We start from the raw sequence: 23,460 nt of genomic DNA on the forward strand, positions 1-23,460 counted from the left end.
GATCAGTTCGTCGCAGCGGGCCGCGATCGGGCCGGTCAATACCGGGCGGCGGTACTTCGGGCACCACACGACGTGGTACCCGAGGTCGTACGCCCCTCCGGCGGAAACCCGCACCTCACGAGCCACATCTCAAATATACAGGCAGCGCACAACTAACAGTGAAGGGAGGGAGCGCGGAATCACCCGACGCCTCAAGGCGCCGGTCCCCTCCGCGCAAACCTGATGGAACCGGATGAGCGGTCCCGGCACTCCTCGTCGTTCGGGGCGGCGGCAACCGCGTACGCCGAACACCGCCCCGACTACGCACCGGCCGCGGTGCGGTGGGTGCTCGAACGCGCGCCCGGCCCGCGGGTGCTCGACCTCGGCGCCGGAACCGGCAAGCTCACCGGCACGCTGCTGGCGGTGGGGGTCGACGTCACCGCGGTCGAGCCCGACCCGGCGATGCTGGCCGAGTTGCGCCGCGCGCTGCCGGACGTCCGGGCGCTGCCGGGCAGCGCCGAGGCGATCGGGCTGCCGGCCGCGTCCGTCGACGCCGTGCTGGCCGGCAACGCCATGCACTGGTTCGACATGGCCGCCGCCGGACCCGGGATCGCCCGGGTTCTCACCCCCGGCGGCGTGCTGGCCGGCCTGTGGAACGTCCTGGACGACCGGGTCGACTGGGTCGCCGGGCTGGCGCGGGTGAGCGGAAGCGCGGTCGTCGGTCCGCGGGACACGCCGGCCGGTTGGCGCGCCGAGACGGCCGGCATGTTCCTGCCGGGCACCGGCGGGATCGCCCGGTTCGACTCGCCGGAACGGGCCGAGTTCCCGCACGGGCAGCGTCGCACCGCCGACTCGCTCGTGGCGACGCTCGCGACGCGGGCGGGAATGCTGGTGATGCCGCAACAGGAACGCGCGGCCACGCTCGGGCGGATCCGCGCGTTCCTGGCGAGCCGGCCGGAGACCGCGGCCGGCGAGTTCACCCTGCCGATGCGGACCTGCGTACTGCGTGTCCGGCGGTGGTGACCGGCGCCCGCGACTCAGGCGGGTCGGGTGGCCCTGCCGTCCAGCCAGAGCGTGTCGGTGGCGTCCCGGTGCGACCCGGTGCTGCCGACATGCTTGGTGCTGATCGTCGGACCCTTCTTGATCACGTGGACCAGCGCCATCGCGTGCCCGCGACCGAGACCGTACTCGTCCTTCAGCCATGCCACGACGACTGCGGCCTTCACGTCGGCCGCGTCGTAGCCGCGCCGTTTCGCCTCGTCGACCAGGGCGCGCGGGGTCTTGCCGGTCCTGTCCTCGATGGCGTCGAGGTATGCCTGGAACGACATCGGGTCAGCCTCCGATCCGGTGGTACGGGTTGGCCGGATCGGTCAGGGTCTCGCAGTACGTCACGTCGGTGTCCTCTTGCTCGTTCGTCGAGTGCTGACGACGACCATTCTCGGCCGGCCGTCGGACGGAGATCAACGGTGCTGCGATCCACCACCGTTTACCGTGGGTCAACGGTGGCTCGACCGGAACGTCACAGCTTCCTGGTCAGGAAGACGCTGTTCGGGTCCGGCCGGTACGAGCCGAACGGCGGGCAGTCGACGAAGCCGTACCTGCGGTAGAAGGCACGCGCCGGTGCGAAGAACTCCATGCTGCCGGTCTCCAGCCAGACCTGGCCGACGCCCCGACCGCGGGCGTCGGCCAGGACGTGGTTCAGCAGTCGCGCCCCGATGCCCCGACCGCGGTGGTCCGGTTCGGTGCGCATGCTCTTGAGTTCCTCCTGACCGGGCGCCAGCTCGGCCAGCGCGGCGGTGCCGACGAGGCGGCCGTCGTCGTGGGCCACCCACAGCCGTACGCCGGGGGCCCGCAGGCCGGACAGGTCCAGCGCGTGCCGGCTCTCCGGCGGCGCGGTGGGTTCCATGTCCGCCAGGTGGGCCCGGAGGAAGCGGTGCAGCGCCGGGTCGGCGAAATCCGCCCGCGTGATCGAGATGGCCATGCCGGCATTCTCACCGACCGGAGCCCCGCCGCGGCCGGGCCCCGGTCGACGTCGCGTTCACCGTCCGGGCGGTTGCCGTAGCCGGGCGGCCTGGCGGGTGAGGTGGTCGCGTTCCGGGACGCTGGTGGCGGCGCGGGCGGCCGCGGCGTACAGGTCGGCGGCGCGGTCGCGGTCACCGGTGCGTTCGTGCAGGTACGCCGCCACCGCGGCATGGCGGGGCAGGTCGGGGTCCAGCTGCGCCAGGGCCGCCAGACCGGCCCGTGGTCCGTCGGCCTCACCGACGGCCACGGCGCGGTTGAGTCGTACCACCGGGCTGTCGATGAGGCGCAGCAACTCGTCGTACCACTGGACGATCTGCACCCAGTCGGTCTCGGCGGCGCTGCGGGCGTCGGCGTGCAGCGCGGCGATCGCGGCCTGCGCCTGGTACTGGCCCAGCCGGTCGCGGGCCAGCGCGGCCTGCAGGATCGTCACCCCTTCGGCGATCAGGTCGGTGTCCCAGCGCGCGCGGTCCTGCTCGCCGAGCGGCACCAGCCGACCGTCCGGCCCGGTCCGGGACGCGCGGCGCGCGTGGTGCAGCAGCATGAGCGCGAGCAGTCCCGCGACCTCGGGCTCGTCGGTCAGCGTGACCAGTTGGCGGGCGAGGCGGATCGCCTCGGCCGCCAGGTCGACGGCGCCGCCGTAGCCCTCGTTGAAGACCAGGTAGAGCACCCGCAGCACCGTGCCGAGATCACCGGGCCGGTCGAGCGACCGGCCGGCGAGCCGTCGCTTGGCGCGGCTGATCCGCTGCGCCATGGTCGCCTCGGGAATGAGGTACGCCGCGGCGATCTGCCGGGTGGTCAGGCCGCCGACCGCGCGCAGGGTCAGCGCCACGGCCGAGGCCGGCGGCAGGTCGGGGTGCGCGCACAGGAAGTACAGCCGCAGCGTGTCGTCGGTCGCGGGTGCCGGACCCGCGGCCGGCTCCACCTGTACGGCGGCCTCCCGCCCGCGTCGGGACGCCTCGGCCCGGGCGGCGTCGAGGAACTTGCGCCACGCCACGGCGACCAGCCACGCCTTCGGGTCGCGTGGCGGGTCGACCGGCCAGGTCTCCAGCGCCCGGATCAGGGCCTCCTGCACGGCGTCCTCGGCCGACGCGAAGTCCGCTCCGCGCCGGACGAGGACACCGATCACCGCGGGTACGAGTTCCCGCAGCAACGACTCGTTCACTCGCTCACCGTGGGCGGTTCGGTGAGGAAGGGGCGCACTTCCAGCCACTCGTGGATCGGCTTGCCGCCGGCGCCGGGCGCGGCGGACAACTCCCCGGCCAACTCGACCGCGCGGTCCCAGGACTCCACGTCGATGACGAACCAGCCGGCGATCAGGTCCTTGGTCTCGGCGAACGGCCCGTCGGTGACCGGCGGGCGTCCCTCGCCGTCGTACCGGACGAACGTGCCCTCGGGGGCGAGGGCCTGGGCGTCGACGAGTTCGCCGGACTCCTGCAGACGGGCCCCGAAGTCGCGCATGAACTGGATGTGCGCGTCGACCTCCTCCGGCGTCCACCGGTCCATCGGGGTCGGGTCCGCGGCGGGTGCCGGGCCACCGCGGTAGTGCTTGAGCAACAGGTACTTCATCGTGTTCTCCTTCTTCTCTCACCGGGGGTCGGTGTGCCCTGGGACGCAGCCGGTCCCGCGTTCTCGACACCGGTGGTCACACTTCTGCGTTCTGGCGTTCGGCCCGCCGTCGGACGAGTTCCTCGACCGCGCTGGGCAGGGTCGTGGCGAAGTCGATCAGTTTCGCCCAGGTCGGGGTCACGACGATGCGGACCATCCCGTCGTAGAGCGACCGGACCTCGGCCTCCCACTCGACGCGCTGTTCGGCAGTCATGGTGTAGGTGCCGTTCATCTGCAGGTACTCCTGCGGGATACCGTCCACGACGTCCAGTTCGGCCCGGCCGCGGATGAGCAGGATCGTCGGCGGGTGCACCTCGGTGTCGATCGTCAGGGCCACCGCCGGGTTGTGCCGCAGCGCCGACAGCTTCGGCGCGTTCGTCGTGGTGCACATGACGATCTGCTGGCCGTTCCAGGTGAAGGCGATCGGGACGGCGCGGGGTGTGCCGTCCTTGGCGACGTAGGCCAGTCGGGTCAGGTCCCGGGCCAGCATGTCCTGGCTGAGCGGGCGGTTCAGGACCTCGGCGATCTCGTCCGGTTGCACGGTCGGGCTCCTTCTCGTCGCGCGGCCCGTCGTGGCCGCTCGTGCCCCGGGGACGGAGCCGACGTACCGTTCTCGACATCCTGAGCGGGCCGATCTCCGAAAATTCTGTCCCGCGGCCGTCGCCGACCCTCACCGCTCCGGGCCGAGCACGGGTCTCGCAGACGCAATCCTGCCCCGACGGCCCGGCGTCATGTCGACCGTGACGCGCCGGTCGGTCAGTTGCCGATGTCGGCGAACATCCGCCGTTTGAGGGCCGGTACGGCGCCGGCGGTGCGCAGCAGGCCACGGAACGCGGCCCGGGCGACCGGGTTGGCCGAGCCGGCCTGCCGGGCGTTGCGCAACGACAGGCGTACCGCGGCGAAGCCGTAGTCGAGCATCTGCCGTTCGTACTCCGCGACGGCGGGGGCGAGGGCCCGCCCGCCGTCGCGGACGGCGATGAGCTGCCGGCGTAGCAGGTCCGCGTCGCGCAGGGCGGTGTTGGCGCCGATGCCCGCCATCGGGGTCATGTTGTGGATGGCGTCGCCCAGCAGGGTGACCGGGCCGGTGGGCCACGGGTCCACCGGGCTCGCGCTGCGGATGCGGACCACGTTCACCGTGTCCGGGTCGGACCCGGCGACCAGTCGCCGCAGGTCGGGGCTCCAGCGGCGGATCCGGTCCAGCACCACCTGCCGGAGCCGTTCGCCGGTGTACCCGTCCAGCCGTCCGGAGTCGGGGAACCGGGTGGCCTCGTCCGCGTACCCCCAGAACGCGTAGTCGGCGGTGGGGTCGTACAGCAGGCCCGAGTCGGCCGTGGTCGGCACCGCCGCGGTCCTGCGGTCACCGCTCCAGACGGCGGTGAACAGCGATCCCGGCCCGAGGGGCAGGACGTTGTTGGCGCGGGTGGTCAGTTCGGCGGGCAACTCACGGCGGCTGGCGTCGGTGAGCCGGTACTTGCCGGCGACGGCGAGCACGCCGGTGTCGACGCGGTGGGCGTGCGGCAGGAGCTGTCCGCGGACCCGGGAGTTGGCGCCGTCGGCGCCGACGAGCAGGTCGGCGGTGTCCGACGTGCCGTCCTCGAAGTACGCGGTGACGCGTCCGTCCGGGGTCGTCTCGTACCGCTGGAAGGTGCTGCCGAACCGCACCACGTCCGACATCCCGTTCAGCAGCACCTCCCGCAGGGTGATGCGGCTGACGCCGTGGTGCCGGTCGGCCGGGTCGGTGCTGCCCTTGTTGACCAGTTCCTCGTCGAGTTCGACCAGGGTGCGCAGGTGTTCGGTGACGAAGGCGAACCCGCCGCCGACCGTGGAGACGGTGTCGACGAAGGTCTGCCAGTTCGCCGGGTCGAGGCAGTCCCGCAGGGCCCGGCTGCCACGCGGGTTGATGTGGATGCGGTAACCCTGCAACCAGTCGGTACGGGCGCGGGTCCGCTCGTGGACGGTGACCGGGACACCGGCGCGGCGCAGGCCCTGGGCGAGGCAGAGGCCGCCGATCCCGCCGCCGATGATCAGGATTCTCGGTTGGGTCGTGGAGGTCATGCGAAGCAGTTTCAACCATCAGAATGATTTTTTCAACTTTCCGTTTGATTAGCGTCTGTCGAACGTTCCGTTTAGGGTGACCGCCATGGGCTCGCGACGCGGCGACGACCGGCCGACAGCACCGGCCGGTGACGCGCCGTCGGCCGATCCGACATCCGCCACGTCGGCGGCCAAGACGCCGCCGCGCCGCTCGCCGACCGCCGGCGAGCGCAAGCGCGATCCGCACCGCACCCGCGAACGCATCCTCGACGCGGCGCTGCAGGAATTCAGCGAACACGGGTACGCCGGCGCGCGGGTGAGCGCCATCGCGAGCCGGGCCGGCGTCAACCAGCAACTGATCTCGTACTACTTCGACGGCAAGGCCGGCCTGTTCCAGAGCCTCGCGGAGCGGTGGCGCACCATCAGCGACGGCCTCAACCGCACCGACATGCCGCTACGGCAGGTCGTCGACAACTTCCTCGCCGCAGGCGTCGAGCAACGACCGTGGGCCCGGCTGCTCGCCTGGGAAGGGCTGACCGGCGGCGCCGAGTCGGACGCCGACGACGCCTTCTTCGCCGCAATGGTCAACGACGCCCGTCGCCGGCAGCGGGCCGGCGAACTGGCCGCCGACCTGGACCCGGCGTACGTGCTGCTGGCGCTGTTCATGGCGGCCAGCGCCCCGACGATGCTGCCGCAGGTGGTCCGTCGGCTCACCGGCCTGCCGGCCGACTCGGCGGAGTTTCTGAAGACCTACCGGGAACAGTTGGGCCGGATCGTCGACCGGCTCGCCGACTGACCACGGCCGGCTCGGCCCGTCCCTCACCGCCGGCCGGCGGCGGCGCGGGCCCGGGCGACATCCTCGGCCTGTCGGACCCGCCACCGGCGTTGCGCCTCCCGGTTGCAGGCCCGGCACACCCGGCGCAGCCGGCCGGTCGACTCGTCGAGTTCCCGGGGATGGCCGTTGCGGCAGGTCGGGGCCTGCGCCCGGGTGCGGCAGTTCTCGGCGTGGCTGAGCTGCCGCAGGTGGGTCGGCTCGATGCAGTCCTGCACCCCGCATGTGTGGTCGACCTCCAGGGCTGGGTCGTACCCGCCGACGAACACGGCGAAGGCGGCGATGTGCGCCCACGCCCGGCCGGCGACCTTCTGGTAGACCCCGCGCCGGGTACCGTAGCCCCGCACGACCAGACAACCGTCGGCCCGCCGTTGCGACCGTTGCAGCAGGTGCTGTCGCAGGCTGTCGACGGTGAAGTGCCGCGAGAGTCCGTTGACGTGATCGAGCACCGGATGACCGTACCGCCGGCCGGTGACAGGAACTCAGCGCAGGCCGAAGCGCTCCGCCCAGCCCAGCACGTCCGGCACGGTGGCGTTGCCACCGCAGATCACCAGGCCCAGCCGCGCCTTGTCGCCGACCCGGTCGAGGACCCGCCGGGCGGCCGGCAGCAGGCAACCGGCCGCCGGTTCGGCCCACACCTTGGCCCGGTCGGCCAGGTCGAGGGTGCCCCGCACCGCCTCGGCGTCGGAGACCACGAGGACGTCGGTGACCAGCGCCGCGGCGTGCTCGTAGGTGAGCCGCGAGACGGTCGGGGCGCTGAGCGTGGACACGATGGAGGACAGCGTGACGGGCACCGGGCCGCCCGCGGCCAGTGCCTCGGACATCGCCTGCGCGCCCTCGGTCTCCACGCCCCAGATCCGGACACCGGGACGGCGGGCGCGCACCGCGGCGGCGACACCGGCGATCAGCGCGCCACCGCCGACGCTGACCAGGACGTCGGTCAGTTCCTCGTCGGTGTCGTCGGCGAACTCCAGGCCCACGGTGCCCTGGGCGGCCACCACCACCGGATCGTCGAACGGGTGCACCACCACCAGGCCCTGGTCGCGCAACTCGGTCAGCAGGGCGAACGCGGCGTCCATGCCATCGGCCAGGCGTACGGTGGCGCCGGCCGCCTCGGCGGTGCGCACCGCCTGGGCGGGCGCCGTGCGGGGCATCACGACGGTGGCGCGGAGGTCCAGGGCGGCGGCCATGACCGCGACCGCGATGCCGTGGTTGCCACCGCTGACCGCCACCACGCCGGCGGCGCGTTCGTCGGCGTCCAGGCTCAACAGTTTCGCCACCGCGCCACGTGCCTTGAACGAGCCGGTGCGCTGCAGCAGTTCCAGCTTGACGGTGACCGGGGCGCCGAGCAGGTCGGACAGGCCCGGGCTCGGCACCGTCGGGGTGCGCACCACGTGCCCGGCGATCCGCTCGGCCGCGGCTTCCACATCGGCTACATCGATCACGACGCCCACCTTGGCACACCGGTCGACACCGACGCCGGTACGGTGGGCCGATGGCGGTCTCCCCGTACATCACCCGGTTGCGCGCCCACGTCGGTCACGACCTGTTGCTGCTGCCCGGGGTGAGCGCGGTGGTGCACGACGACGCGGGCCGGGTGCTGCTGGCCCGGCGCAGCGACAACGGCCGCTGGTCGCTGCCGGCCGGCCTCGTCGACCCGGGGGAGCAGCCCGCCGACGCGGTGCTGCGCGAGGTGTACGAGGAGACCGGCGTCCGGGTCGAGATCGACCGGGTCGGCGGGGTGGCCACCCATCCCGTGGTGTATCCGAACGGGGACGTCTGCGAGTACCTCAACGTGTGGTTCCGCTGCCGCGCGGTCGGTGGCACGGCCCGTGGCGACGACGACGAGTCGCTGGAGGTCGGCTGGTTCGCCCTGTCCGACCTGCCGGAGTTGGACGACTGGGCGCGGTTGCGGTTGACCACCACCCGGTCGCTCACCGCCCCGACCTGGTACGCCCGGCCGGGTGAGCGTCATCCCGCCCTGTGCCAGCCGGACGCGATCTGACCCGCCCGCCGGCCGTCGCCGCGGCCGGCCGGCCCGGTCAGACGACGTCGACCGGGTAGATCTCGGTTCGCGCGATCGCCCGGTCGCGCTGCTCGGCCAGGGCGGCGCGGCGGTCGTCGGCGACGAAGGCGTCGTACCCGGCCGGCGACCCGAACTCGATCAGTTGGATCTCGGTCGGCGCGTCGTCGCTGGTCCCGTCTGCGCGGGTGCGGACCCGGTGCAGGACCCGGCCGTCGTGCTCGCCGAGCAGGGCCAGGACCCGGTCCTCGTACTCGGTCAGCGCGTCGACGGCACCCGGTCGGGCCCAGAGCAGCACACACAGGTGGACTCGCACGCCGCCCGACGCTACCCGGCCGGTTCCACCGGACGTCGGGCGGCACGTCGCTTGACGACGGCCGTCCCGCGTAGTAAATAAAGAAGCAGAACTTGAGTCAACCCGGCTCAACTTGAACCTTCGGCCTGGGAACACCGAGGAGGAACCAGCGATGTTGATGCGTACCGACCCGTTCCGTGAGATGGACCGACTCGCCGAGCAGTTCTTCGGCACCAGCTCCCGTCCGGCGGTCATGCATCTGGACGCCTACCGCGACGGGGACCACTTCTACGCCGCGTTCGACCTGCCCGGCGTCGACCCGGACAGCATCGACTGCACCGTCGAGCGCAACGTCCTGACGGTCAAGGCCGAACGCCGCCGCCCCACCGGCGACAAGGTCGAACTGGTCGCCGCCGAACGGCCGATGGGGGTGTTCACCCGGCAACTGTTCCTCGGCGACACGCTCGACACCGACCGCCTGGAGGCCGGCTACGAGAATGGCGTCCTGACGCTGCGCATCCCGGTCGCCGAGCGGGCCAAGCCCCGCCGGGTCGAGATCACCAGCAACGGCGGCCGGCGGCAGATCAACGCCTGACCGGCCACGCGTCCGACGGCCCCGCCGGTGGTGCACCGCGCGGGGCCGGCGCCGGTCAGCGGTCGGGCGCGCCGGCCGCTGACCGGGCCTGCTGGCGTACGCCGACCCGTGCTGGGACCCTGTTGCGCATGCCTCGATCCACCTCCTCCGTCACGCGCCGTCCCGCGACGGACGCCGCTCTCGGTGCCGACCCGCTCGACTTCACCGAGGCGTGGCTGCGCAACCGCCGGTTGTCCGAGCACACCCGGGCCGCCTACCGGCGGGACGTCACCGGCTGGCTCGGCTGGTGCGCCGGTCGGGACGTCGACCCGCTGCGGGTCACCTTCCTGGACGTCAACGCCTACGCCCGGGACGTGGAGTCCCGGGTGGACCCGCGCACCGGTCGGCCGTTGACCCCGGCCACTGTGGCCCGCAAGCTGTCCGCCCTGTCCAGCTGGTACGACTTCCTGGCGAAGCTGCGGGCGGTGCCGGTCAACCCGGTCGCCGGTGCCGACCGGCCCCGGCTGGACCGGGACCACTCGGCCACGGTCGGGTTGAGCCCGGACGAGGTGGACGCGCTGCTGGCCGCCGCCGAGGCGGACACCGGCCCGAACGGGGCCCGCAACCGGGCCGCGGTGACCCTGCTGGCCGACCTCGGGTTGCGGGTGGGGGAGTTGGTGTCGCTGGACCTGACCGATCTGCGCACCGAGCGGGGGCACCGCAGCGTGCGGTTCGTCGGCAAGGGCGGGCGGGCCCGTCGTCGGGCGTTGGCGCCGGGCACCGCCGCCGCGGTGGACGCCTACCTCGCCGCCCGGGCGGCCGCCGCGGGCGTACCGGTGGACCGGCTCGACGGACCGCTGCTGGTGACCGCGTCCGGCAACCGGCTGGACCGGCACGCGGTGTTCCGACTGGTGCGCCGCCTGGCCCGGGCCGCCGGGCTGCCGGCGTGGGCGGAACTGTCACCGCACTCGCTGCGGCACGCCTTCGCCACCACCGCCCGGGCCGAGGGGGTGCCACTGGAGGATGTCCAGGACGCGATGGGGCACGCCGATCCGCGGACCACCCGCCGCTACGACCGGGACCGGCACAACCTGGACCGCGACCCGGCGTACGCGATCTGGGCCGCCCGGGCCCGGCGGGGGAGCTGATCGGCCTGCTGGTCAACCGCGGTGACCTGCCCGGCGAGCACCGCGTGCCGACCGAGACCGTGGTCGACCTGTTCCTGCACGGCGCCGTCACCCGCCCCACCGCCCCCACCGGCTGATGTCACAGGCACCTCCCACCGTGCCGGGACGCGACGCGAACTGGAGATGCGCTGACGCACGGCCGGCTCAGCAGAGCACCTCCAGATGGTGGTGGGCGTCCACGGCGATGTCCTCGCCCCGCAGCCGGCGCCGCGCCCACAGCCGGGCCGCCACCTCGGCCAGTTCGTCGCCGGTCTCGGCCTGCTCGACCAGCAGGGCGGCGGCCAACGCGTACGCCAACCGCAGTGCCAACCCCCGGGCGCCGGCGACCACCGCGACCCCCTTCGGATCGGCGGTCACCTCGGCCAGCGCGTCACCCAGCTCCGCCCGGGCCGCGGCGAGCGCGTCGGCCAGCGCGGGCGCCATCGACCGGGCGGTGTCGACGGCCCGGTCCAACCGGCCCAGCAGCGGTCCGGCGGCGTCCTCCCGCGCCGTGGCGCGCAGCACGTCCAGGGCCAGCACGTTGGTGGTGCCCTCCCAGATCGGCAGCACCTGCGCGTCGCGCAGCAGCCGCGGCACCCCGGTGTCCTCGACGTAGCCGGCACCGCCGAACGCCTCCACGTACTCGACGGCCGACGCCACGGCCAGCCGGCCGGTGGCCAGCTTCGCCAGCGGCGCGACGATCCGCAGCTCGGCGGCCGCCGCCGGGTCGGCGCCGACCTCGGTGCGGCCCAGCAGCGTGAACGCGTGTCCGGCCAGGACGAACGCGCCGGCCGCGTCGACCGCCAGGGCGCCCAGCGTGGCCCGGTGCAGCGGCGAGTCGGCCAACGTGCCGCCGGCGACCTGACGGGCGTCGGCGAACGCGCGGGCGTAGGCCAGGCCGCGGCGCATGCCACCGGCGGCCGCCGCCGCGTTGTGCACCCGGGTCACCACGACCAGGGTCATCGCCCGGCTCAGACCGGGCACGTCCGGGTCACCCAGCGGCACCGCGTACGCGTCGGACAGGCCGATCTCGGCGGTGGGCAGCGCCCACGTGCCGAGTTTGTCCTTGAGCCGGTGCAGCCGCACCCCCGGCGCCGGCGCGTCCGGGTCGACGCCGTCGGCCCGCAGCGGGGAGTCCGCGGCGTAGCGGGGCACCAGGAACGGCACCAGCACCCGACTGCCGCCGCCGGCGCCGTCGGGGCGGGCCAACGCGACCGCCATCGCCGAGTCGGCCGCCGAGCAGAACCACTTCTCGCCGGTCAACCGCCACCGACCGTGCTCGTCGCGACGCGCGACGGTGCCCGACCGGCCCAGGTCCGAGCCGCCCTGCGACTCGGTCATCCACTGCCCGCTGGTGATCGCGGTGGCCGGGTCGGTGGCGGTCAGCCGGGGCAGCCACGCGTCCCGCACCTCCCGGTCGACGTCGGGCAGACTGAGCAGCGCCGCCGCGCCGTCGGCCATCGCCACCGGGCAGGAGAAGGTGGCCGACTCGGGCCCGTACAGGTGCAGCAGGGCGTGCTGGACGACCCGCGCCGCGGCGCCCCAGGTGCCCCGCGCCGACGGCAGGTACGGCAGGGCGACGACGGCGTGCCGGGCGGCGGCGGCCCGCTGCGCCTGCCACCCGGCGGAGGTCCGCACCTGGTCGATCCGCTCACCCCACGGCCCGTACCGCCGCAGCGTCGGCGGGTGCGCCTCGGCGTCGGCGTGCGCGGCGCGCAGCGGCCCGGTCACGTCCGCCGCCAGGGCGGTCAGCCGGTGCCGGGCGGCGGCGTGCCCGTCCGGGCCGAGCTGCCGGTCCAGCCAGGACCTCAGCAGCCGGTCCCCGGTGTACGGGTCGGCGGGGGCGGGCACCGTCTGCACGTAACGGACCATCGCGGTCAGCTCCTCGGCCGAGGGGTGGGGTCGGGATGCGCCGACGGTAGTCGACCCGCCGCCCCCGCGACAGGTCGGCCGCCCCACCGCCACGGTCCGCGCCGTCCCGATCACCGACCCCGGCCGGTTCGGGCGACGGGGACGCTCCACCCGCGGCGCGACCGGGCCGGGTCGGAGCCGCCGGTTCAGCCCGCCTCGGGCAGCCCGAGCGCGGCCCGCACCAGAGCCGCCGCCTGCGCGGCCGGGACACCCAGGGCGCGGCTGTCCTCGGCGTACCGGGCGGCGAGCCGGCTCGCCTCCTCGGACACCCCGGCGGCGCGGGCGGTGACGAAGGTGCCGTGCCGGCCGCGGGTGTGCACCAACCCGGCCTGTTCCAACTCCCGGTAGGCGCGGGCCACGGTGTTGGCGGCCAGGCCGAGCTCGGCGGCCAACTCCCGCACCGTCGGCAGCCGGGTCCCGGCGGGCAGCCCACCGTCCGCGGCACGCGCGGCGATACCGGCGCGGACCTGCTCGTACGGCGGCACCGGCGACTGCGGATCGATCTGGATGATCACGATCGGGTCAATCTAGCAATCGGACTTTCCTGCGGCAATCGCCCGACTGTCTCTACCGTCTACAGGTGTGGCGTACGAGGTGAGCGGCGCCCGTGCGACCCGACGCCGTCCGGGGCTGCGCGGCGCGCTGCTGGTCGCCGGGGTGGTGCTGGTGGTCTGCTGCGTCGGCGCGGCCGGCCTCGGACTGTGGAACTTCCAGGTGCTGCGCGGCACCCGCGGCCCGGTCCGGGCGGCCGCGGACGACTTCCTGCGGGACGTCTCGGCGGGGCAACCGTCGGCGGCCGCCGCCTACGACCGGTTGTGCGCCGCCACCCGCGACCGGTGGACCCGGGAGGAGTTCGTCCGGCGGGCCACCGGCCAGGACGCGGTGATCCGCTACACCGTCGGCGAGGTCACGGTCGCCACCCGCGGCGGCCGGCCGGAGGGCGCCGTCACCGCCCGGCTGGTCCGCCGCGGCGGGGCGGTCGAGTCGTGGACCCTGCGGGTGGTCAGGGACGGTGACCAGTGGCGGGTCTGCGGCGACAAGCCGATCTGATCCGCTCAGACCGCCGGGCCGAGGTCACCGGCGCGGTGGTGGCGCCGGCACAGCACCTGGTACCGCACGTCGGCGGTGTCGACCGTGTCGCCGATGACGACCCGCTGCCCCTCCCGGACCACCCGCCCGTCGGCGACGCGCGCGTTGAGCAGCCCCTCCCGACCGCACCAGCAGAGCACCTCCACCTGGATCCGGGCCACCTCGTCGGCCAGTTCGAACAGCCGCTGCGCGGCCGGAAACAGGCAGGAGCGGAAGTCGGTGGCCAACCCGAACGCGAACACGTCCACGTCGTACGCGTCGACCAGTTCGGCCATCTGCTCCACGTGCTCCACCGTGTAGAAACACGCCTCGTCGCAGATCAGGTAGTCCACCCGGATGCCCTCGGCCCACCGGCCGCGCACCAGCGCCACCAGGTCCAGATCGTCGGTGACCTCGATCGCGTCGTGGGCCAGGCCGATCCGGGTGGTGACCCGCGGCCCCAACGACCGGTCGATGCGGGTCAGCACCAGGCCGCGCCGGCCCTGCCGGGCGTGGTTGTAGTTCATCTGCAACGCCATCGTCGACTTGCCGCAGTCCATCGGGCCCCAGAAAAACTTCAGCGCCGCGGCGTGCAACGGCCGCCCGTCGTGGCGCTGCGGTGAGCAGTTCTCGTGCCGGACACTTGCGCCGGACGGGTGGGCCAGGCAGGCGGGTGCGAGGGCGGAGTCGTCGGTCACGGTCGGGCAGCCTAACGCATCCACCCCGACCCACCGGCCGGTCGACACCGACGCCGACCGGCCGGTGGCGCACCGCTCACCGGCTGGTCGGCCGGTGGGCGCACAGGTCACCCGGGGCCGACCGGCGGCGGCTCACAGCAGCCGGGGCGGGGTGTTGCCGGCGGCCAGCACGGCCCGGCGCATCGGCACGGCCAGCAGCAGCGCGAACCCGACCACGAAGAAGATCAGCAGCGAGACCAGACCCACCCGGTAGCTGTTGGTGAGCTGGAAGACCAGCCCGAAGGCCAGCGGACCGAGCCAACTGGTGCCCTTGTCGCTGATCTCGTAGAAGCCGTAGTACTCGCCTTCCCGGCCGGCCGGGATGAGCTGGCTGAACAACGACCGGCTCAACGCCTGGCTCCCGCCGAGCACCAGTCCGATCGCCCCGCCCAGGATCATGAACGGTACCGGGGCGCCGGCGGGCAACCAGAACGCGGCCAGGATCACCACCGTCCACAGCACCAGGCTCAGCAGCACCGTCTTCCACGCGCCGATGCGCCGCGCCAGCGCGCCGAGCAGCAACGCCCCGCCGAAGGCGAGGAACTGCACCAGCAGGATGGTCACCACCAGGGTGCTCTGCGGCAGCTTCAACTCCTCGGTGCCGTACTGACTGGCCAGGGTGATCACGGTCTGGATGCCGTCGTTGTAGACCAGGAAGGCCAGCAGGAAGAACAACGTCAACGGGTACGTCCGCAGGCCGCGCAGGGTCCGGCCGAGTTGCCGGAACCCGTCGGTGAGCACGTTGCCGGTCACCGACGCCTCCTGCGCCGCCGGGCGTTCCCGCAGCCAGCGCAGCGGCACCAGGGTGAACGCCGCCCACCACACCCCGGCCGACACGATCGACCAGCGGGCCAGGTCCAGGGTCCGCTGCGGGTTGCCGTCCTCGCTCAGCAGCGTCACCGCGCCCAGGTTGAGCAGCAGCAGCAGACCACCGCCGAGGTAGCCGATCGCCCAGCCGCGGCTGGACACCGCGTCCCGCTCGTCCGGGTCGGCCAGCTGCGGCAGGAACGAGTTGTACACCACCACCGCCGCGCCGAAGGCGATGTTGGCGACCAGGAACAGCGCCCCGCCGAGCAGGTACCGGTCGCCGGTGACGAACGCGAACCCGACGGTGGCTCCGGCGCCCACGAACGCCGCCCCGGCCAGCAGCCGCTTCTTGTGCGCCGACCGGTCGGCGACCGCACCCATCACCGGCAGCACGAACACGGTCAGCAGCACCGACAGCGACACCACGTACGGGTAGAACGACCCGGCCGCCACGGTGATCCCCAGCGGGTGCACGCTGCCCACGCAGTCGTCCGCGCCCACCGCGCAGCCGGCCGCCCGTTTGGTGACGGTGGTCAGGAACGGTCCGAGGAACACGGTGATGACCGTCGTCTGGAAGGCCGAGTTGGCCCAGTCGTAGAAGTACCAACCGGTTCGCTCGCGGCGGGTGCTGGGCGGTGGCGTGGCGGCCACCGGTGGGACGACGGTCTCGGCCATCGATCGTCCTTCGGGTCTGCTCGGGTTCCGGTGGGTCGGCTCGGGGTGCTCAGACGCTCCAGTGCCCGCGACGCAGGTACGTGTCGCGCAGCACGTCGACGTGATCGGTCATGATGCCATCCACCCCGAGGTCGAGTAACTCGTGCATCTGGCCGGGTTCGTCGATCGTCCAGACGTGCACCTGCAGCCCCAGCCGGTGGGCGTACCGGACCAGTCGCCGGTCGACCACCGGGATCCGCCCGTAGCGCACCGGCACCTGGGCGGCCACCACCGACGGGGGCAGCCGCAGCGGCGCTCCGGTCAGCGACGCCATCCGCAGCCGGGCCACCCCCCGCATGCCCAGCGAGGTGGCCACCTTCGGCCCGGCCAGGACCCGCAGCCGGGCCAGCCGGGTGTCGCTGAACGAGGCGAGCAGCACCCGGTCGCCCGCGCCGGCCCGTTCCACGGTGCGCACCGTGGGCACGATCCCGCCGTCGGCCTTCACGTCGATGTTGAACCGGATGTCGGACCAGGCGCCGAGCACCTCGTCCAACCGGGGCACCGCCGCCGCCCCGCCGACCCGGACGGTGGCCAGGTCGGCCCAGCGCAGCCGGGCGATCCGGCCCCGTTCCCCGGTGAGGCGCTCCAGCGTGTCGTCGTGGAAGACCACGGCCACCCCGTCGGCGGTGCCGTGCACGTCGGTCTCGACGTACCGGTAGCCGAGCGCGACGGCCCGGGCGAACGCCTCGGCGGTGTTCTCGTCGCCGTGCGCGGCGCCGCCGCGGTGCGCGAACGCCAGCGGCGTCGGCGCGTCGAGGTAGGCGAATCGTGGGGTCATCCGCGGCAGTATGCCCGCACCCGGTGAACGCCGGGTGCCGTGGGTCCGCCCGGCCGACGCACCCACGGCGTACCGCGCGCGCCCACCGGGGGCGCCCGGCCGGCGTGCCGCCGCGCGGGGTCAGCCGGGCAGCGGGTCGCGGTCGGCGGCGGTGAGCGGGTCCCGGCCGGTCTGCGGCGGCCGGGACCGGGTACGCCGGTGCGACCGGGCCGGGTCCACCGGCCGGCTCGGGTCGACGTGCCGGGGCCGGTCCGGTTCGTCGGGGCGCAGCGGGGCGAGGGTGTCGGTGAGCGCGTCGATGATCAGCTCGGTGGCGCGCAGCGCGGCCCCGGGCGCGGTCGGGTCGACGCCGCCGAGGTCGACCGGGGCGCCGAAGTGCACCCGGATCACGGGGCGGCGCCGCACCGCTCGGACCAGCGCGCGCGGCAGCCCTTTCGGGGTGCTGTACGGCAGCACCTCGTGCGCCCCCCACTGGGCGACCGGTACGACGGTGGCGCCGCTGGCGAAGGCGAGCCGGGCGACCCCGGTCTTGCCCCGCTCGGGCCACATGCCGGGGTCCAGCCCGATGCGACCCTCCGGGTAGACCAGCACGACCGAGCCGTCGGCCACGGCGTCGGCGGCCACCCGCAGCGACTGCCCGACGCCCGCGCTGCGCCGGTCGACGCGGATGTGTCCGCTGTGCCGCATCGCGGCGCCGACGACCGGCGTGGTGAACAGGCCACCGGTGGCCATGATCCGGGGCGCGATCCGGCGTACCCGGCAGGCGGCCGTGAGCACGATGGGGTCGAACGGGCTGATGTGGTTGGCGGCCAGGATCAGCGGTCCACGGCGCAGCTGCTCGGGGACGTCGCCGGTGACCCGCAGCCGGGCCAGCGGGGCGACCACGCCCCGGGCGAGGACCTGCAGGAACAGCCAGAACCGGGGTGGGCGCCAGGGGTACGGGGTGGTGGTCTCCATCAGCCGTCGATCGTCGCACAACCACCGCCGCCGGTGTGGTCGAGGGCACGCCGACCGACCCACCCACCCATCTACGACAGTCGGTAGTATTTACTACGCCTCGTCGTAGACAAGGGGAGTCGCATGGACGCGTTGGACGTCGCCCGCTGGCAGTTCGGTGTCACCACCGTCTACCACTTCCTGTTCGTCCCCCTCACCATCGGCCTGTCCATGCTCGTCGCCGTCCTGCAGACCCGCTGGTACCGCACCGGTGACCCGCGCATGCTCCAACTCACCCGCTTCTACGGCAAACTGTTCCTCATCAACTTCGCCATGGGCGTGGTCACCGGCATCGTGCAGGAATTCCAGTTCGGCATGAACTGGAGCGACTACTCCCGCTTCGTCGGCGACGTCTTCGGCGCCCCCCTGGCCATCGAGGCCCTGCTCGCGTTCTTCCTCGAATCCACCTTCCTCGGCCTGTGGATCTTCGGCTGGGACCGGCTGCCCAAACGGGTGCACCTGGCCACCATCTGGGCCGCCGCCATCGGCTCCACCCTGTCGGCGTACTTCATCCTCGCCGCGAACTCCTGGATGCAGAACCCCGTCGGCTACCGGATCAACCCCGACACCGGCCGCGCCGAACTCACCGACATCGTCGCCGTCCTGACCAACAAGGTCGCCCTGGTCACCTTCCCGCACACCCTGGCCGGCTGCTTCCTGGTCGCCGGCGCGCTGATCGTCTCGGTCGCCCTGTGGCACCTGATGCGCCAACGACCCAGCCCCACCACCACCACCACCGACGGCGACGGCGACGGCGACCGGTCGACGTTCCGGTACGCCCTGCGCTTCGGCGCCGTCGTCACCCTGCTCGCCGCCGTCGCGGTCGTCATCACCGGCGACATCCAAGGCAAGATCATGACCGAGGTGCAGCCGATGAAGATGGCCGCCGCCGAAGGTCTCTACCAGACCGAGAAACCCGCCGCGTTCTCCGTCCTCACCATCGGCAGCCTCGACGGCAGCCGCGAACTCTACGCCCTCAAGATCCCCTACCTGCTGTCGTTCCTCGGCACCGGCGACCCGCACGGCGAGGTCCGCGGCATCAACGACCTGCAGGCCCAGTACTCCGCCCAGTACGGCGCCGGCAACTACACCCCGATCATCCCCGTCACCTACTGGACCTTCCGCCTCATGATCACCTTCGGGTTGGCGGCCGCCGCCATCGCCGCCTGGGCCCTGTGGGCACAGCGCCGCGGCCGCACCCCCACCAACCGGTGGCTGCTGCGCGCCGCGCTGATCCTGCCGCTGCTGCCGCTGGCCGCCAACTGCTTCGGCTGGCTGTTCACCGAGATGGGCCGCCAACCCTGGGTCGTCTTCGGCGAGATGCTCACCCGCGACGGCGTGTCCCGCAGCGTCAGCCTCACCGAGGTCCTCACCTCGTTCACCGCCTTCACCGCCGTCTACGCCACCCTCGCCGTCATCGAGGTCCGACTCCTGCTCCGCTACGCCCGCGCCGGCCTACCCGACCCCACCCCACCCCACCGGCCGACACCCCCGACGACGACACCGACGACGCCGACCGGCCACTGTCCTTCGCCTACTGAACACACCGGAGCCCGCCATGGACCTACCCACCGTCTGGTTCCTGCTCATCGCCGTCCTGTTCACCGGCTACTTCATCCTCGAAGGCTTCGACTTCGGCGTCGGCGTCCTGCTGCCCGTCCTCGGCCGCGACGACCGCGAACGCCGCGTCCTGATCAACACCATCGGCCCCGTCTGGGACGGCAACGAGGTCTGGCTCATCACCGCCGGCGGCGCCATGTTCGCCGCCTTCCCCGAGTGGTACGCCACCCTGTTCTCCGGCTTCTACCTGCCGCTGCTGCTCATCCTGCTCGCCCTCATCGGCCGCGGCGTCGCCTTCGAATACCGCCACAAACGCGACGACCCCACCTGGAAACGCCGCTGGGACACCGCCATCACCATCGGCTCACTCACCCCCGCCGCCCTGTGGGGGATCGCCTTCGCCAACATCCTGCGCGGCGTACCCCTGGCCGCCGACCACGAATACACCGGCACACTGCTCGACCTGCTGCACCCCTACGCCCTGCTCGGCGGCGCCACCTTCCTCACCGTCTTCACCACCCACGGCGCCGTCTTCCTCGCCCTCAAGACCACCGGCGACATCCGGCACCGCGCCGCCCGGCTCGCCACCCGCACCGGCCTGACCGCCGCCGTCCTCACCACCGCGTTCCTCACCTGGACCCTGACCATCCGGCACCGCCCGGCCGCCGTCGCCCTCGCCGCCGCCGCGGCCCTCGCCCTGCTCGCCGCCCTCGCCGCCACCCGGGTACGCCGCGAAGGGTGGGCCTTCACCGGCACCGCCGTCGCCATCGGACTGACCGTCGCCACCCTCTTCACCGCGCTGTTCCCCACCGTGCTGCCGTCCACCACCGACCCGGCCGGCACCCTCACCACCGCCAACGCCGCGTCCAGCCCCTACACCCTGAAAATCATGACCTGGGTGGCCGTCGTGTTCACCCCCGTCGTCCTGGCCTACCAGGGCTGGACCTACTGGGTGTTCCGCAAACGCATCGGCGTCGACAACATCCCCGCCCACTGACCCGGCACCGCACCGCCCACGGACCCCACCACCGTCGCCGCACCCCTAGGATGTCCACCATGAACCGCTTAGCCGCCCGGCGTACCCGCCGCTGAGGGTCGGCTCGCCGCCACCCGGCCGCGAGCTGACCGTCTGACGCCCGCTCCGTCGGCCCTCAGAACCTCAGCTCGAAAGGCGCACCCGCATGCGGATCCGCCCGTTCGTCCCGCACGACCTGGCCCGGCTCACCGCACTGACCATCGACACCTTCGGACCCTTCTACGAAGACTCCTTCACTGGCCGGTGTCGGCAAGACACCCCCGACTGGTCGCCGCCCACCCCGACCAGGTCGAGGCGCTCCGGCTGGACGTCACCGACCCGACCGCGATCGACGACGCCGTCCGGGACGTCGTGACCCGGCACGGGCGGATCGACGTCCTGGTCAACAACGCGGGCCGCACCCATGTCGGCGCCGTCGAGGAGACCACGGACGAGGAACTCCGAGCGCTGTTCGACCTGCACGTCTTCGGCCCGACGGCAATGGTACGAGCGGTCCTGCCACACCTGCGCGAGCGACGCACCGGCGCGATCGTGCAGATGAGCAGCATGGGCGGACAGATGTCCTTTGCAGGCTTCGGCGCCTACAGCGCGACCAAGTTCGCACTGGAAGGCCTGTCCGAAGCCCTCGCGGACGAGGTACGGGAATTCGGCATCAAAGTACTGATCGTGGAGCCGGGCGCGTTCCGGACCTCGCTGTTCCAAACCGGCCGGGCCGGGATCAGCGCGGACAGCGGCCTGTACCCCGCCGTGGGCGCCACCCGCGCCGCCGTGACCGACGCAGACGGCTCCCAGCCCGGCGACCCGGACAAAGCGGCTGCGGTCATCCTGGCCGCCCTGCAGGCGGAGCAGACCCCGCTGCGGCTACCCGTGGGCGAGGACGGGGTCAGCGCTGTCCTCGCCCACCTCGACCAGGTCCGAGAGGACGTCGTTGCCTGGGAGAAGCAGACCCGAGCCACCGCGTTCGACGCCTGAGACGAACCAGACGACGAACACCGTCGACGCACAACGCGCCCCGACCCGAGCGACGCCGCCGCGCCCGTCAGCGGCGGCGTCGCTCAGCCCGCCTCGCGCAACTCCGCCAACCGGGCCTCGATCTCCGCCAACTCGGCCCGCAGCTTCTCCGCCTGCTGCTCCGCCTCCGCCCGCTCCGCCGCCAGGATCTGCTCCACCGCCTCCTGCACCCCCGGCACGTCGATCAACCCCACCATCCGCAACGCCTCCGCCGGCTTGATCACGTACGGCTTCGCCAACGACTTGCTGCCCTGCGCCGCGGCCACCGTCCACTCGCCCTCCGCGTACGCCAGGGTCACCGTCAGACCCGGCGGCGTCTTCGCCTTCGCCGCCTTGACCGCCCGCTTCGCCGGCCTCGCCACCGAGGTCTCCGCCGTCGGCGACGGCTCCTCCCGCCTCGGCTCCTCCCGCGGCGCCGGCACCGGCGCCGGCGGCTTGTCCAACATGAACTCCGGCTCCGGCTCGGGCGCCGCCTCCGGCACCGGCTTCGGCTCCGGCCGCCGCCCCGTCGCACCCTTCGGCGCGATCGTCAGATCGGTGGGGGAGAAGGGCAACTCGTCCCGACCGAACCGCACCACCACCCACTCGTCCGACACCGCCGGATCGGCCAACTCCACCACCTGACCGATCTGCCCCGCGATCTGCCCCGCCGACTCGGTGAACATCACCTTCGGCTTCCGACCCGCGGCCAACGCGTCCCGGATGGTCTGCAACTCGTCGGTGGACAACCCCTGACCGCTGGTGCGCACGGTGGCCATCAGAACCCCATCTCTTCGTACACGTGTTTGATCCTGCTCTTCCTACCAGCCCACGCCGACACCCACGCACCGGACCCCGCCCGACTCAACCCGCCGACCGCAACACCCGCAACGCCCGATCCGCGTGCTCCACCATGCTCAGCTCACTGTGGATCACATCCAGCACCCGCCCGTCCCCACCGATCACGAACGTCATCCGCCGCACCGCCAACGGCCCCAACGGCACCCGCCGCCGCACCCCGAACCGACCCGCCACCACACCGTCCACATCCGACAACAGGGGATAGCCCAACCCGTACCGGTCGGCGAACTCCCGCTGCCGACCCACCGGATCCCGACTGATCCCCACCCGATGCGCACCCACCCGCGCGAACTCCGCCGCCAGATCCCGGAAATGGCAACTCTCCGCCGTACAACCCCGCGTCAACGCCGCCGGATAGAAGAACAACACCACCGGCCCGGACGCCAACAGACCCGACAACCGCACCGGCGTACCCGCCTGATCCGGCAACTCGAAATCCGCCACCCGATCACCCACACCAGGACCCGCAGCCACGCCCCACCCCCGCGCTCGCCACCACCACCGGCCGGCCCGGCGTCCGACGCAGCGTACGTGGCCACCGTCACTGCCCGTCGACACACCACCGTCGTACGCTCCGCCCACAACCCACCACGACGTAGGGGGAGTGGCCCATGACCAGCAGCCCGGTGACCCTGGTGACCGGCGGCAGCCGCGGCATCGGCGCCGCCACCGTCCGACAACTCGCCGCCGCCGGACACGACATCGTCCTCGGCTACCGCACCGACCACACCGCCGCCCGGACCGTGCTCGCCGACGTCCACGCCGCCGGCCGACGCGGCACCGCCGTCGCCGCCGACACCGCCGACCCCACCGACGTGGTACGCCTGTTCGACGCCGCCGAGGAACTGGGGAAGTTGACCGGACTGGTCAACAACGCCGGCGTCGGCGGCAGCCGCACCGGCCCCCTGACCGACCTCGCCTTCGACGACCTGCGCCACGTCGTCGACGTCAACCTCGTCGGCTACCTGCTCTGCGCCCAGCAGGCCGCCCGCCGGATGACCACCGGCGCCGCCATCGTCAACGTCTCGTCCGGCGCCGCCACCCTCGGCGGCCCCGGCGAATACGTCCACTACGCCGCCACCAAGGCCGCCACCGACGCCCTCACCATCGGCCTGGCCAAGGAACTCGCCCCCCGCGGCATCCGGGTCAACACCGTCGCCCCCGGCATCATCGACACCGACTTCCACGCCACCGTCGGCAACCCCGACAAGGCGACCACCGCAGCCGCCCGGATCCCGATGGGCCGCGCCGGCACGCCCGACGAGATCGCCGCCGCCATCGTCTGGCTGCTCGGCCCACACGCCTCCTACACCACCGGCGCCAACCTCCGCGTCTCCGGCGGTCTCTAGCCCCAACGCCGTTCAGTTAGGCGTGGGCGGGTGCGGTCAAGGGGTGTGTTGATCAGGACGTGAGAAGCGGAGTTCCGGTATCAAGGTTTGTCACTCCAAGACAACCCAGAACCAGGAACCCCG

Annotated in this window: 27 protein-coding genes and 1 pseudogene; 10 read left to right on the forward strand and 18 right to left on the reverse strand. The window is 73.0% G+C overall.

Annotated elements, in window-relative coordinates:
• The coding region (locus ACFOX0_RS32275) for a transposase (protein WP_377553178.1) at positions 1–126 on the reverse strand (126 nt) is incomplete at its 3' end.
• 96 nt (positions 127–222) lie between these two features.
• On the opposite strand from ACFOX0_RS32275, the gene ACFOX0_RS32280 reads away from it, so the two are divergent.
• Complete coding sequence (locus ACFOX0_RS32280; protein WP_377553130.1) at positions 223–1,002, forward strand: class I SAM-dependent methyltransferase; 780 nt, start codon at positions 223–225, stop codon at positions 1,000–1,002.
• A 14-nt stretch (positions 1,003–1,016) separates the two neighbouring features.
• Here ACFOX0_RS32280 and ACFOX0_RS32285 read toward each other — a convergent pair whose 3' ends face one another.
• From ACFOX0_RS32285 to ACFOX0_RS32310, 6 genes are all read right to left on the reverse strand, one after another.
• Positions 1,017–1,307, reverse strand: coding sequence for a DUF4287 domain-containing protein (locus ACFOX0_RS32285; protein WP_377553131.1), 291 nt, complete (start codon positions 1,305–1,307; stop codon positions 1,017–1,019).
• A 191-nt stretch (positions 1,308–1,498) separates the two neighbouring features.
• A complete protein-coding gene (locus tag ACFOX0_RS32290; protein ID WP_377553132.1) occupies positions 1,499–1,960 on the reverse strand; it encodes a GNAT family N-acetyltransferase in 462 nt (153 codons plus the stop codon).
• A gap of 57 nt (positions 1,961–2,017) precedes the next feature.
• Positions 2,018–3,163 carry an RNA polymerase sigma factor gene (locus tag ACFOX0_RS32295; protein WP_377553134.1) on the reverse strand — a complete coding sequence of 382 codons (1,146 nt, stop codon included), beginning with the start codon at positions 3,161–3,163 and terminating at the stop codon, positions 2,018–2,020.
• A complete protein-coding gene (locus ACFOX0_RS32300) occupies positions 3,160–3,567 on the reverse strand; it encodes a YciI family protein (protein ID WP_377553136.1) in 408 nt (135 codons plus the stop codon). Before ACFOX0_RS32300 ends, ACFOX0_RS32295 begins: the two co-directional genes overlap by 4 nt.
• 76 nt (positions 3,568–3,643) lie before the next feature.
• Positions 3,644–4,147, reverse strand: coding sequence for a pyridoxamine 5'-phosphate oxidase family protein (locus tag ACFOX0_RS32305; RefSeq protein ID WP_377553138.1), 504 nt, complete (start codon positions 4,145–4,147; stop codon positions 3,644–3,646).
• Positions 4,148–4,362: 215 nt separating this feature from the next.
• Positions 4,363–5,661, reverse strand: a complete 1,299-nt coding sequence (locus ACFOX0_RS32310) for an FAD-dependent oxidoreductase (RefSeq protein ID WP_377553140.1) — start codon at positions 5,659–5,661, stop codon at positions 4,363–4,365.
• Between the two features lie 85 nt (positions 5,662–5,746).
• Between ACFOX0_RS32310 and ACFOX0_RS32315 the strand changes: the two genes are divergently transcribed.
• A complete protein-coding gene (locus tag ACFOX0_RS32315; RefSeq protein WP_377553142.1) occupies positions 5,747–6,436 on the forward strand; it encodes a TetR/AcrR family transcriptional regulator in 690 nt (229 codons plus the stop codon).
• A 23-nt stretch (positions 6,437–6,459) separates the two neighbouring features.
• On the opposite strand, the gene ACFOX0_RS32320 is transcribed toward ACFOX0_RS32315, so the two are convergent.
• Positions 6,460–6,921: an HNH endonuclease gene (locus ACFOX0_RS32320; RefSeq protein WP_377553144.1), complete on the reverse strand. Its 462-nt coding sequence runs from the start codon at positions 6,919–6,921 to the stop codon at positions 6,460–6,462.
• Positions 6,922–6,954: 33 nt separating this feature from the next.
• Entirely contained in the window at positions 6,955–7,917 is a 963-nt protein-coding gene (locus ACFOX0_RS32325; RefSeq protein ID WP_377553146.1) for a threonine/serine dehydratase, read from the reverse strand.
• A gap of 50 nt (positions 7,918–7,967) precedes the next feature.
• Here ACFOX0_RS32325 and ACFOX0_RS32330 point away from each other — a divergent pair, with 50 nt between their 5' ends.
• Positions 7,968–8,477, forward strand: a complete 510-nt coding sequence (locus ACFOX0_RS32330) for an NUDIX hydrolase (RefSeq protein WP_377553148.1) — start codon at positions 7,968–7,970, stop codon at positions 8,475–8,477.
• Between the two features lie 37 nt (positions 8,478–8,514).
• On the opposite strand, the gene ACFOX0_RS32335 is transcribed toward ACFOX0_RS32330, so the two are convergent.
• Positions 8,515–8,811: a hypothetical protein gene (locus ACFOX0_RS32335; RefSeq protein ID WP_377553150.1), complete on the reverse strand. Its 297-nt coding sequence runs from the start codon at positions 8,809–8,811 to the stop codon at positions 8,515–8,517.
• 151 nt (positions 8,812–8,962) lie between these two features.
• Here ACFOX0_RS32335 and ACFOX0_RS32340 point away from each other — a divergent pair, with 151 nt between their 5' ends.
• Both ACFOX0_RS32340 and ACFOX0_RS32345 read left to right on the forward strand, forming a co-directional pair.
• Positions 8,963–9,385 carry an Hsp20/alpha crystallin family protein gene (locus tag ACFOX0_RS32340; protein ID WP_377553152.1) on the forward strand — a complete coding sequence of 141 codons (423 nt, stop codon included), beginning with the start codon at positions 8,963–8,965 and terminating at the stop codon, positions 9,383–9,385.
• A 128-nt stretch (positions 9,386–9,513) separates the two neighbouring features.
• Complete coding sequence (locus ACFOX0_RS32345; RefSeq protein WP_377553154.1) at positions 9,514–10,512, forward strand: tyrosine-type recombinase/integrase; 999 nt, start codon at positions 9,514–9,516, stop codon at positions 10,510–10,512.
• 183 nt (positions 10,513–10,695) lie between these two features.
• Here the strand turns inward: ACFOX0_RS32345 and ACFOX0_RS32350 are convergent, their stop codons facing one another.
• Complete coding sequence (locus ACFOX0_RS32350; RefSeq protein WP_377553156.1) at positions 10,696–12,402, reverse strand: acyl-CoA dehydrogenase family protein; 1,707 nt, start codon at positions 12,400–12,402, stop codon at positions 10,696–10,698.
• 185 nt (positions 12,403–12,587) lie between these two features.
• Complete coding sequence (locus tag ACFOX0_RS32355) at positions 12,588–12,956, reverse strand: GntR family transcriptional regulator (RefSeq protein ID WP_377553158.1); 369 nt, start codon at positions 12,954–12,956, stop codon at positions 12,588–12,590.
• Between the two features lie 67 nt (positions 12,957–13,023).
• Here ACFOX0_RS32355 and ACFOX0_RS32360 point away from each other — a divergent pair, with 67 nt between their 5' ends.
• Positions 13,024–13,491, forward strand: a complete 468-nt coding sequence (locus ACFOX0_RS32360; RefSeq protein ID WP_377553160.1) for an Rv0361 family membrane protein — start codon at positions 13,024–13,026, stop codon at positions 13,489–13,491.
• 5 nt (positions 13,492–13,496) lie between these two features.
• On the opposite strand, the gene ACFOX0_RS32365 is transcribed toward ACFOX0_RS32360, so the two are convergent.
• The 4 genes from ACFOX0_RS32365 to ACFOX0_RS32380 form a co-directional block, all read right to left on the reverse strand.
• Positions 13,497–14,174 (reverse strand): thymidine kinase, encoded by a 678-nt coding sequence (locus tag ACFOX0_RS32365; RefSeq protein WP_377553180.1) that lies wholly within the window; start codon positions 14,172–14,174, stop codon positions 13,497–13,499.
• 165 nt (positions 14,175–14,339) lie between these two features.
• Positions 14,340–15,728: an MFS transporter gene (locus ACFOX0_RS32370; protein WP_377553162.1), complete on the reverse strand. Its 1,389-nt coding sequence runs from the start codon at positions 15,726–15,728 to the stop codon at positions 14,340–14,342.
• A gap of 49 nt (positions 15,729–15,777) precedes the next feature.
• Positions 15,778–16,545, reverse strand: a complete 768-nt coding sequence (locus ACFOX0_RS32375; RefSeq protein ID WP_377553164.1) for a glycerophosphodiester phosphodiesterase — start codon at positions 16,543–16,545, stop codon at positions 15,778–15,780.
• 120 nt (positions 16,546–16,665) lie between these two features.
• Positions 16,666–17,502 (reverse strand): lysophospholipid acyltransferase family protein, encoded by an 837-nt coding sequence (locus ACFOX0_RS32380; protein WP_377553166.1) that lies wholly within the window; start codon positions 17,500–17,502, stop codon positions 16,666–16,668.
• 123 nt (positions 17,503–17,625) lie between these two features.
• On the opposite strand from ACFOX0_RS32380, the pseudogene ACFOX0_RS32385 reads away from it, so the two are divergent.
• From ACFOX0_RS32385 to ACFOX0_RS32395, 3 genes and pseudogenes are all read left to right on the forward strand, one after another.
• A pseudogene (locus ACFOX0_RS32385) lies at positions 17,626–19,082 on the forward strand (cytochrome ubiquinol oxidase subunit I).
• A 17-nt stretch (positions 19,083–19,099) separates the two neighbouring features.
• A complete protein-coding gene (gene cydB, locus ACFOX0_RS32390; protein WP_377553168.1) occupies positions 19,100–20,098 on the forward strand; it encodes a cytochrome d ubiquinol oxidase subunit II in 999 nt (332 codons plus the stop codon).
• Between the two features lie 282 nt (positions 20,099–20,380).
• Positions 20,381–21,109: an SDR family NAD(P)-dependent oxidoreductase gene (locus ACFOX0_RS32395; RefSeq protein ID WP_377553170.1), complete on the forward strand. Its 729-nt coding sequence runs from the start codon at positions 20,381–20,383 to the stop codon at positions 21,107–21,109.
• Positions 21,110–21,192: 83 nt separating this feature from the next.
• Here ACFOX0_RS32395 and ACFOX0_RS32400 read toward each other — a convergent pair whose 3' ends face one another.
• On the reverse strand, positions 21,193–21,906 hold the full coding sequence (locus tag ACFOX0_RS32400) for a hypothetical protein (RefSeq protein ID WP_377553172.1): 714 nt from the start codon (positions 21,904–21,906) through the stop codon (positions 21,193–21,195).
• A gap of 85 nt (positions 21,907–21,991) precedes the next feature.
• Complete coding sequence (locus ACFOX0_RS32405; protein ID WP_377553174.1) at positions 21,992–22,432, reverse strand: peroxiredoxin; 441 nt, start codon at positions 22,430–22,432, stop codon at positions 21,992–21,994.
• Positions 22,433–22,599: 167 nt separating this feature from the next.
• Here ACFOX0_RS32405 and ACFOX0_RS32410 point away from each other — a divergent pair, with 167 nt between their 5' ends.
• Complete coding sequence (locus tag ACFOX0_RS32410) at positions 22,600–23,337, forward strand: SDR family oxidoreductase (protein WP_377553176.1); 738 nt, start codon at positions 22,600–22,602, stop codon at positions 23,335–23,337.
• Positions 23,338–23,460 lie beyond the last annotated feature (123 nt).

The sequence above is a fragment of the Micromonospora zhanjiangensis genome (assembly GCF_042650605.1).
Taxonomy (GTDB): Bacteria; Actinomycetota; Actinomycetes; order Mycobacteriales; family Micromonosporaceae; genus Micromonospora_J; species Micromonospora_J zhanjiangensis.

Bases quoted from the DNA above. Each gene is read 5' to 3' on its own strand.
- ACFOX0_RS32280 (WP_377553130.1), top strand. From the start codon at position 223: ATGGAACCGGATGAGCGGTCCCGGCACTCCTCGTCGTTCGGGGCGGCG.
- ACFOX0_RS32285 (WP_377553131.1), bottom strand. From the start codon at position 1,307: ATGTCGTTCCAGGCATACCTCGACGCCATCGAGGACAGGACCGGCAAG.
- ACFOX0_RS32290 (WP_377553132.1), bottom strand. From the start codon at position 1,960: ATGGCCATCTCGATCACGCGGGCGGATTTCGCCGACCCGGCGCTGCAC.
- ACFOX0_RS32300 (WP_377553136.1), bottom strand. From the start codon at position 3,567: ATGAAGTACCTGTTGCTCAAGCACTACCGCGGTGGCCCGGCACCCGCC.
- ACFOX0_RS32310 (WP_377553140.1), bottom strand. From the start codon at position 5,661: ATGACCTCCACGACCCAACCGAGAATCCTGATCATCGGCGGCGGGATC.
- ACFOX0_RS32315 (WP_377553142.1), top strand. From the start codon at position 5,747: ATGGGCTCGCGACGCGGCGACGACCGGCCGACAGCACCGGCCGGTGAC.
- ACFOX0_RS32330 (WP_377553148.1), top strand. From the start codon at position 7,968: ATGGCGGTCTCCCCGTACATCACCCGGTTGCGCGCCCACGTCGGTCAC.
- ACFOX0_RS32340 (WP_377553152.1), top strand. From the start codon at position 8,963: ATGTTGATGCGTACCGACCCGTTCCGTGAGATGGACCGACTCGCCGAG.
- ACFOX0_RS32345 (WP_377553154.1), top strand. From the start codon at position 9,514: ATGCCTCGATCCACCTCCTCCGTCACGCGCCGTCCCGCGACGGACGCC.
- ACFOX0_RS32350 (WP_377553156.1), bottom strand. From the start codon at position 12,402: ATGGTCCGTTACGTGCAGACGGTGCCCGCCCCCGCCGACCCGTACACC.
- ACFOX0_RS32370 (WP_377553162.1), bottom strand. From the start codon at position 15,728: ATGGCCGAGACCGTCGTCCCACCGGTGGCCGCCACGCCACCGCCCAGC.
- ACFOX0_RS32375 (WP_377553164.1), bottom strand. From the start codon at position 16,545: ATGACCCCACGATTCGCCTACCTCGACGCGCCGACGCCGCTGGCGTTC.
- ACFOX0_RS32380 (WP_377553166.1), bottom strand. From the start codon at position 17,502: ATGGAGACCACCACCCCGTACCCCTGGCGCCCACCCCGGTTCTGGCTG.
- cydB (WP_377553168.1), top strand. From the start codon at position 19,100: ATGGACCTACCCACCGTCTGGTTCCTGCTCATCGCCGTCCTGTTCACC.
- ACFOX0_RS32400 (WP_377553172.1), bottom strand. From the start codon at position 21,906: ATGGCCACCGTGCGCACCAGCGGTCAGGGGTTGTCCACCGACGAGTTG.
- ACFOX0_RS32410 (WP_377553176.1), top strand. From the start codon at position 22,600: ATGACCAGCAGCCCGGTGACCCTGGTGACCGGCGGCAGCCGCGGCATC.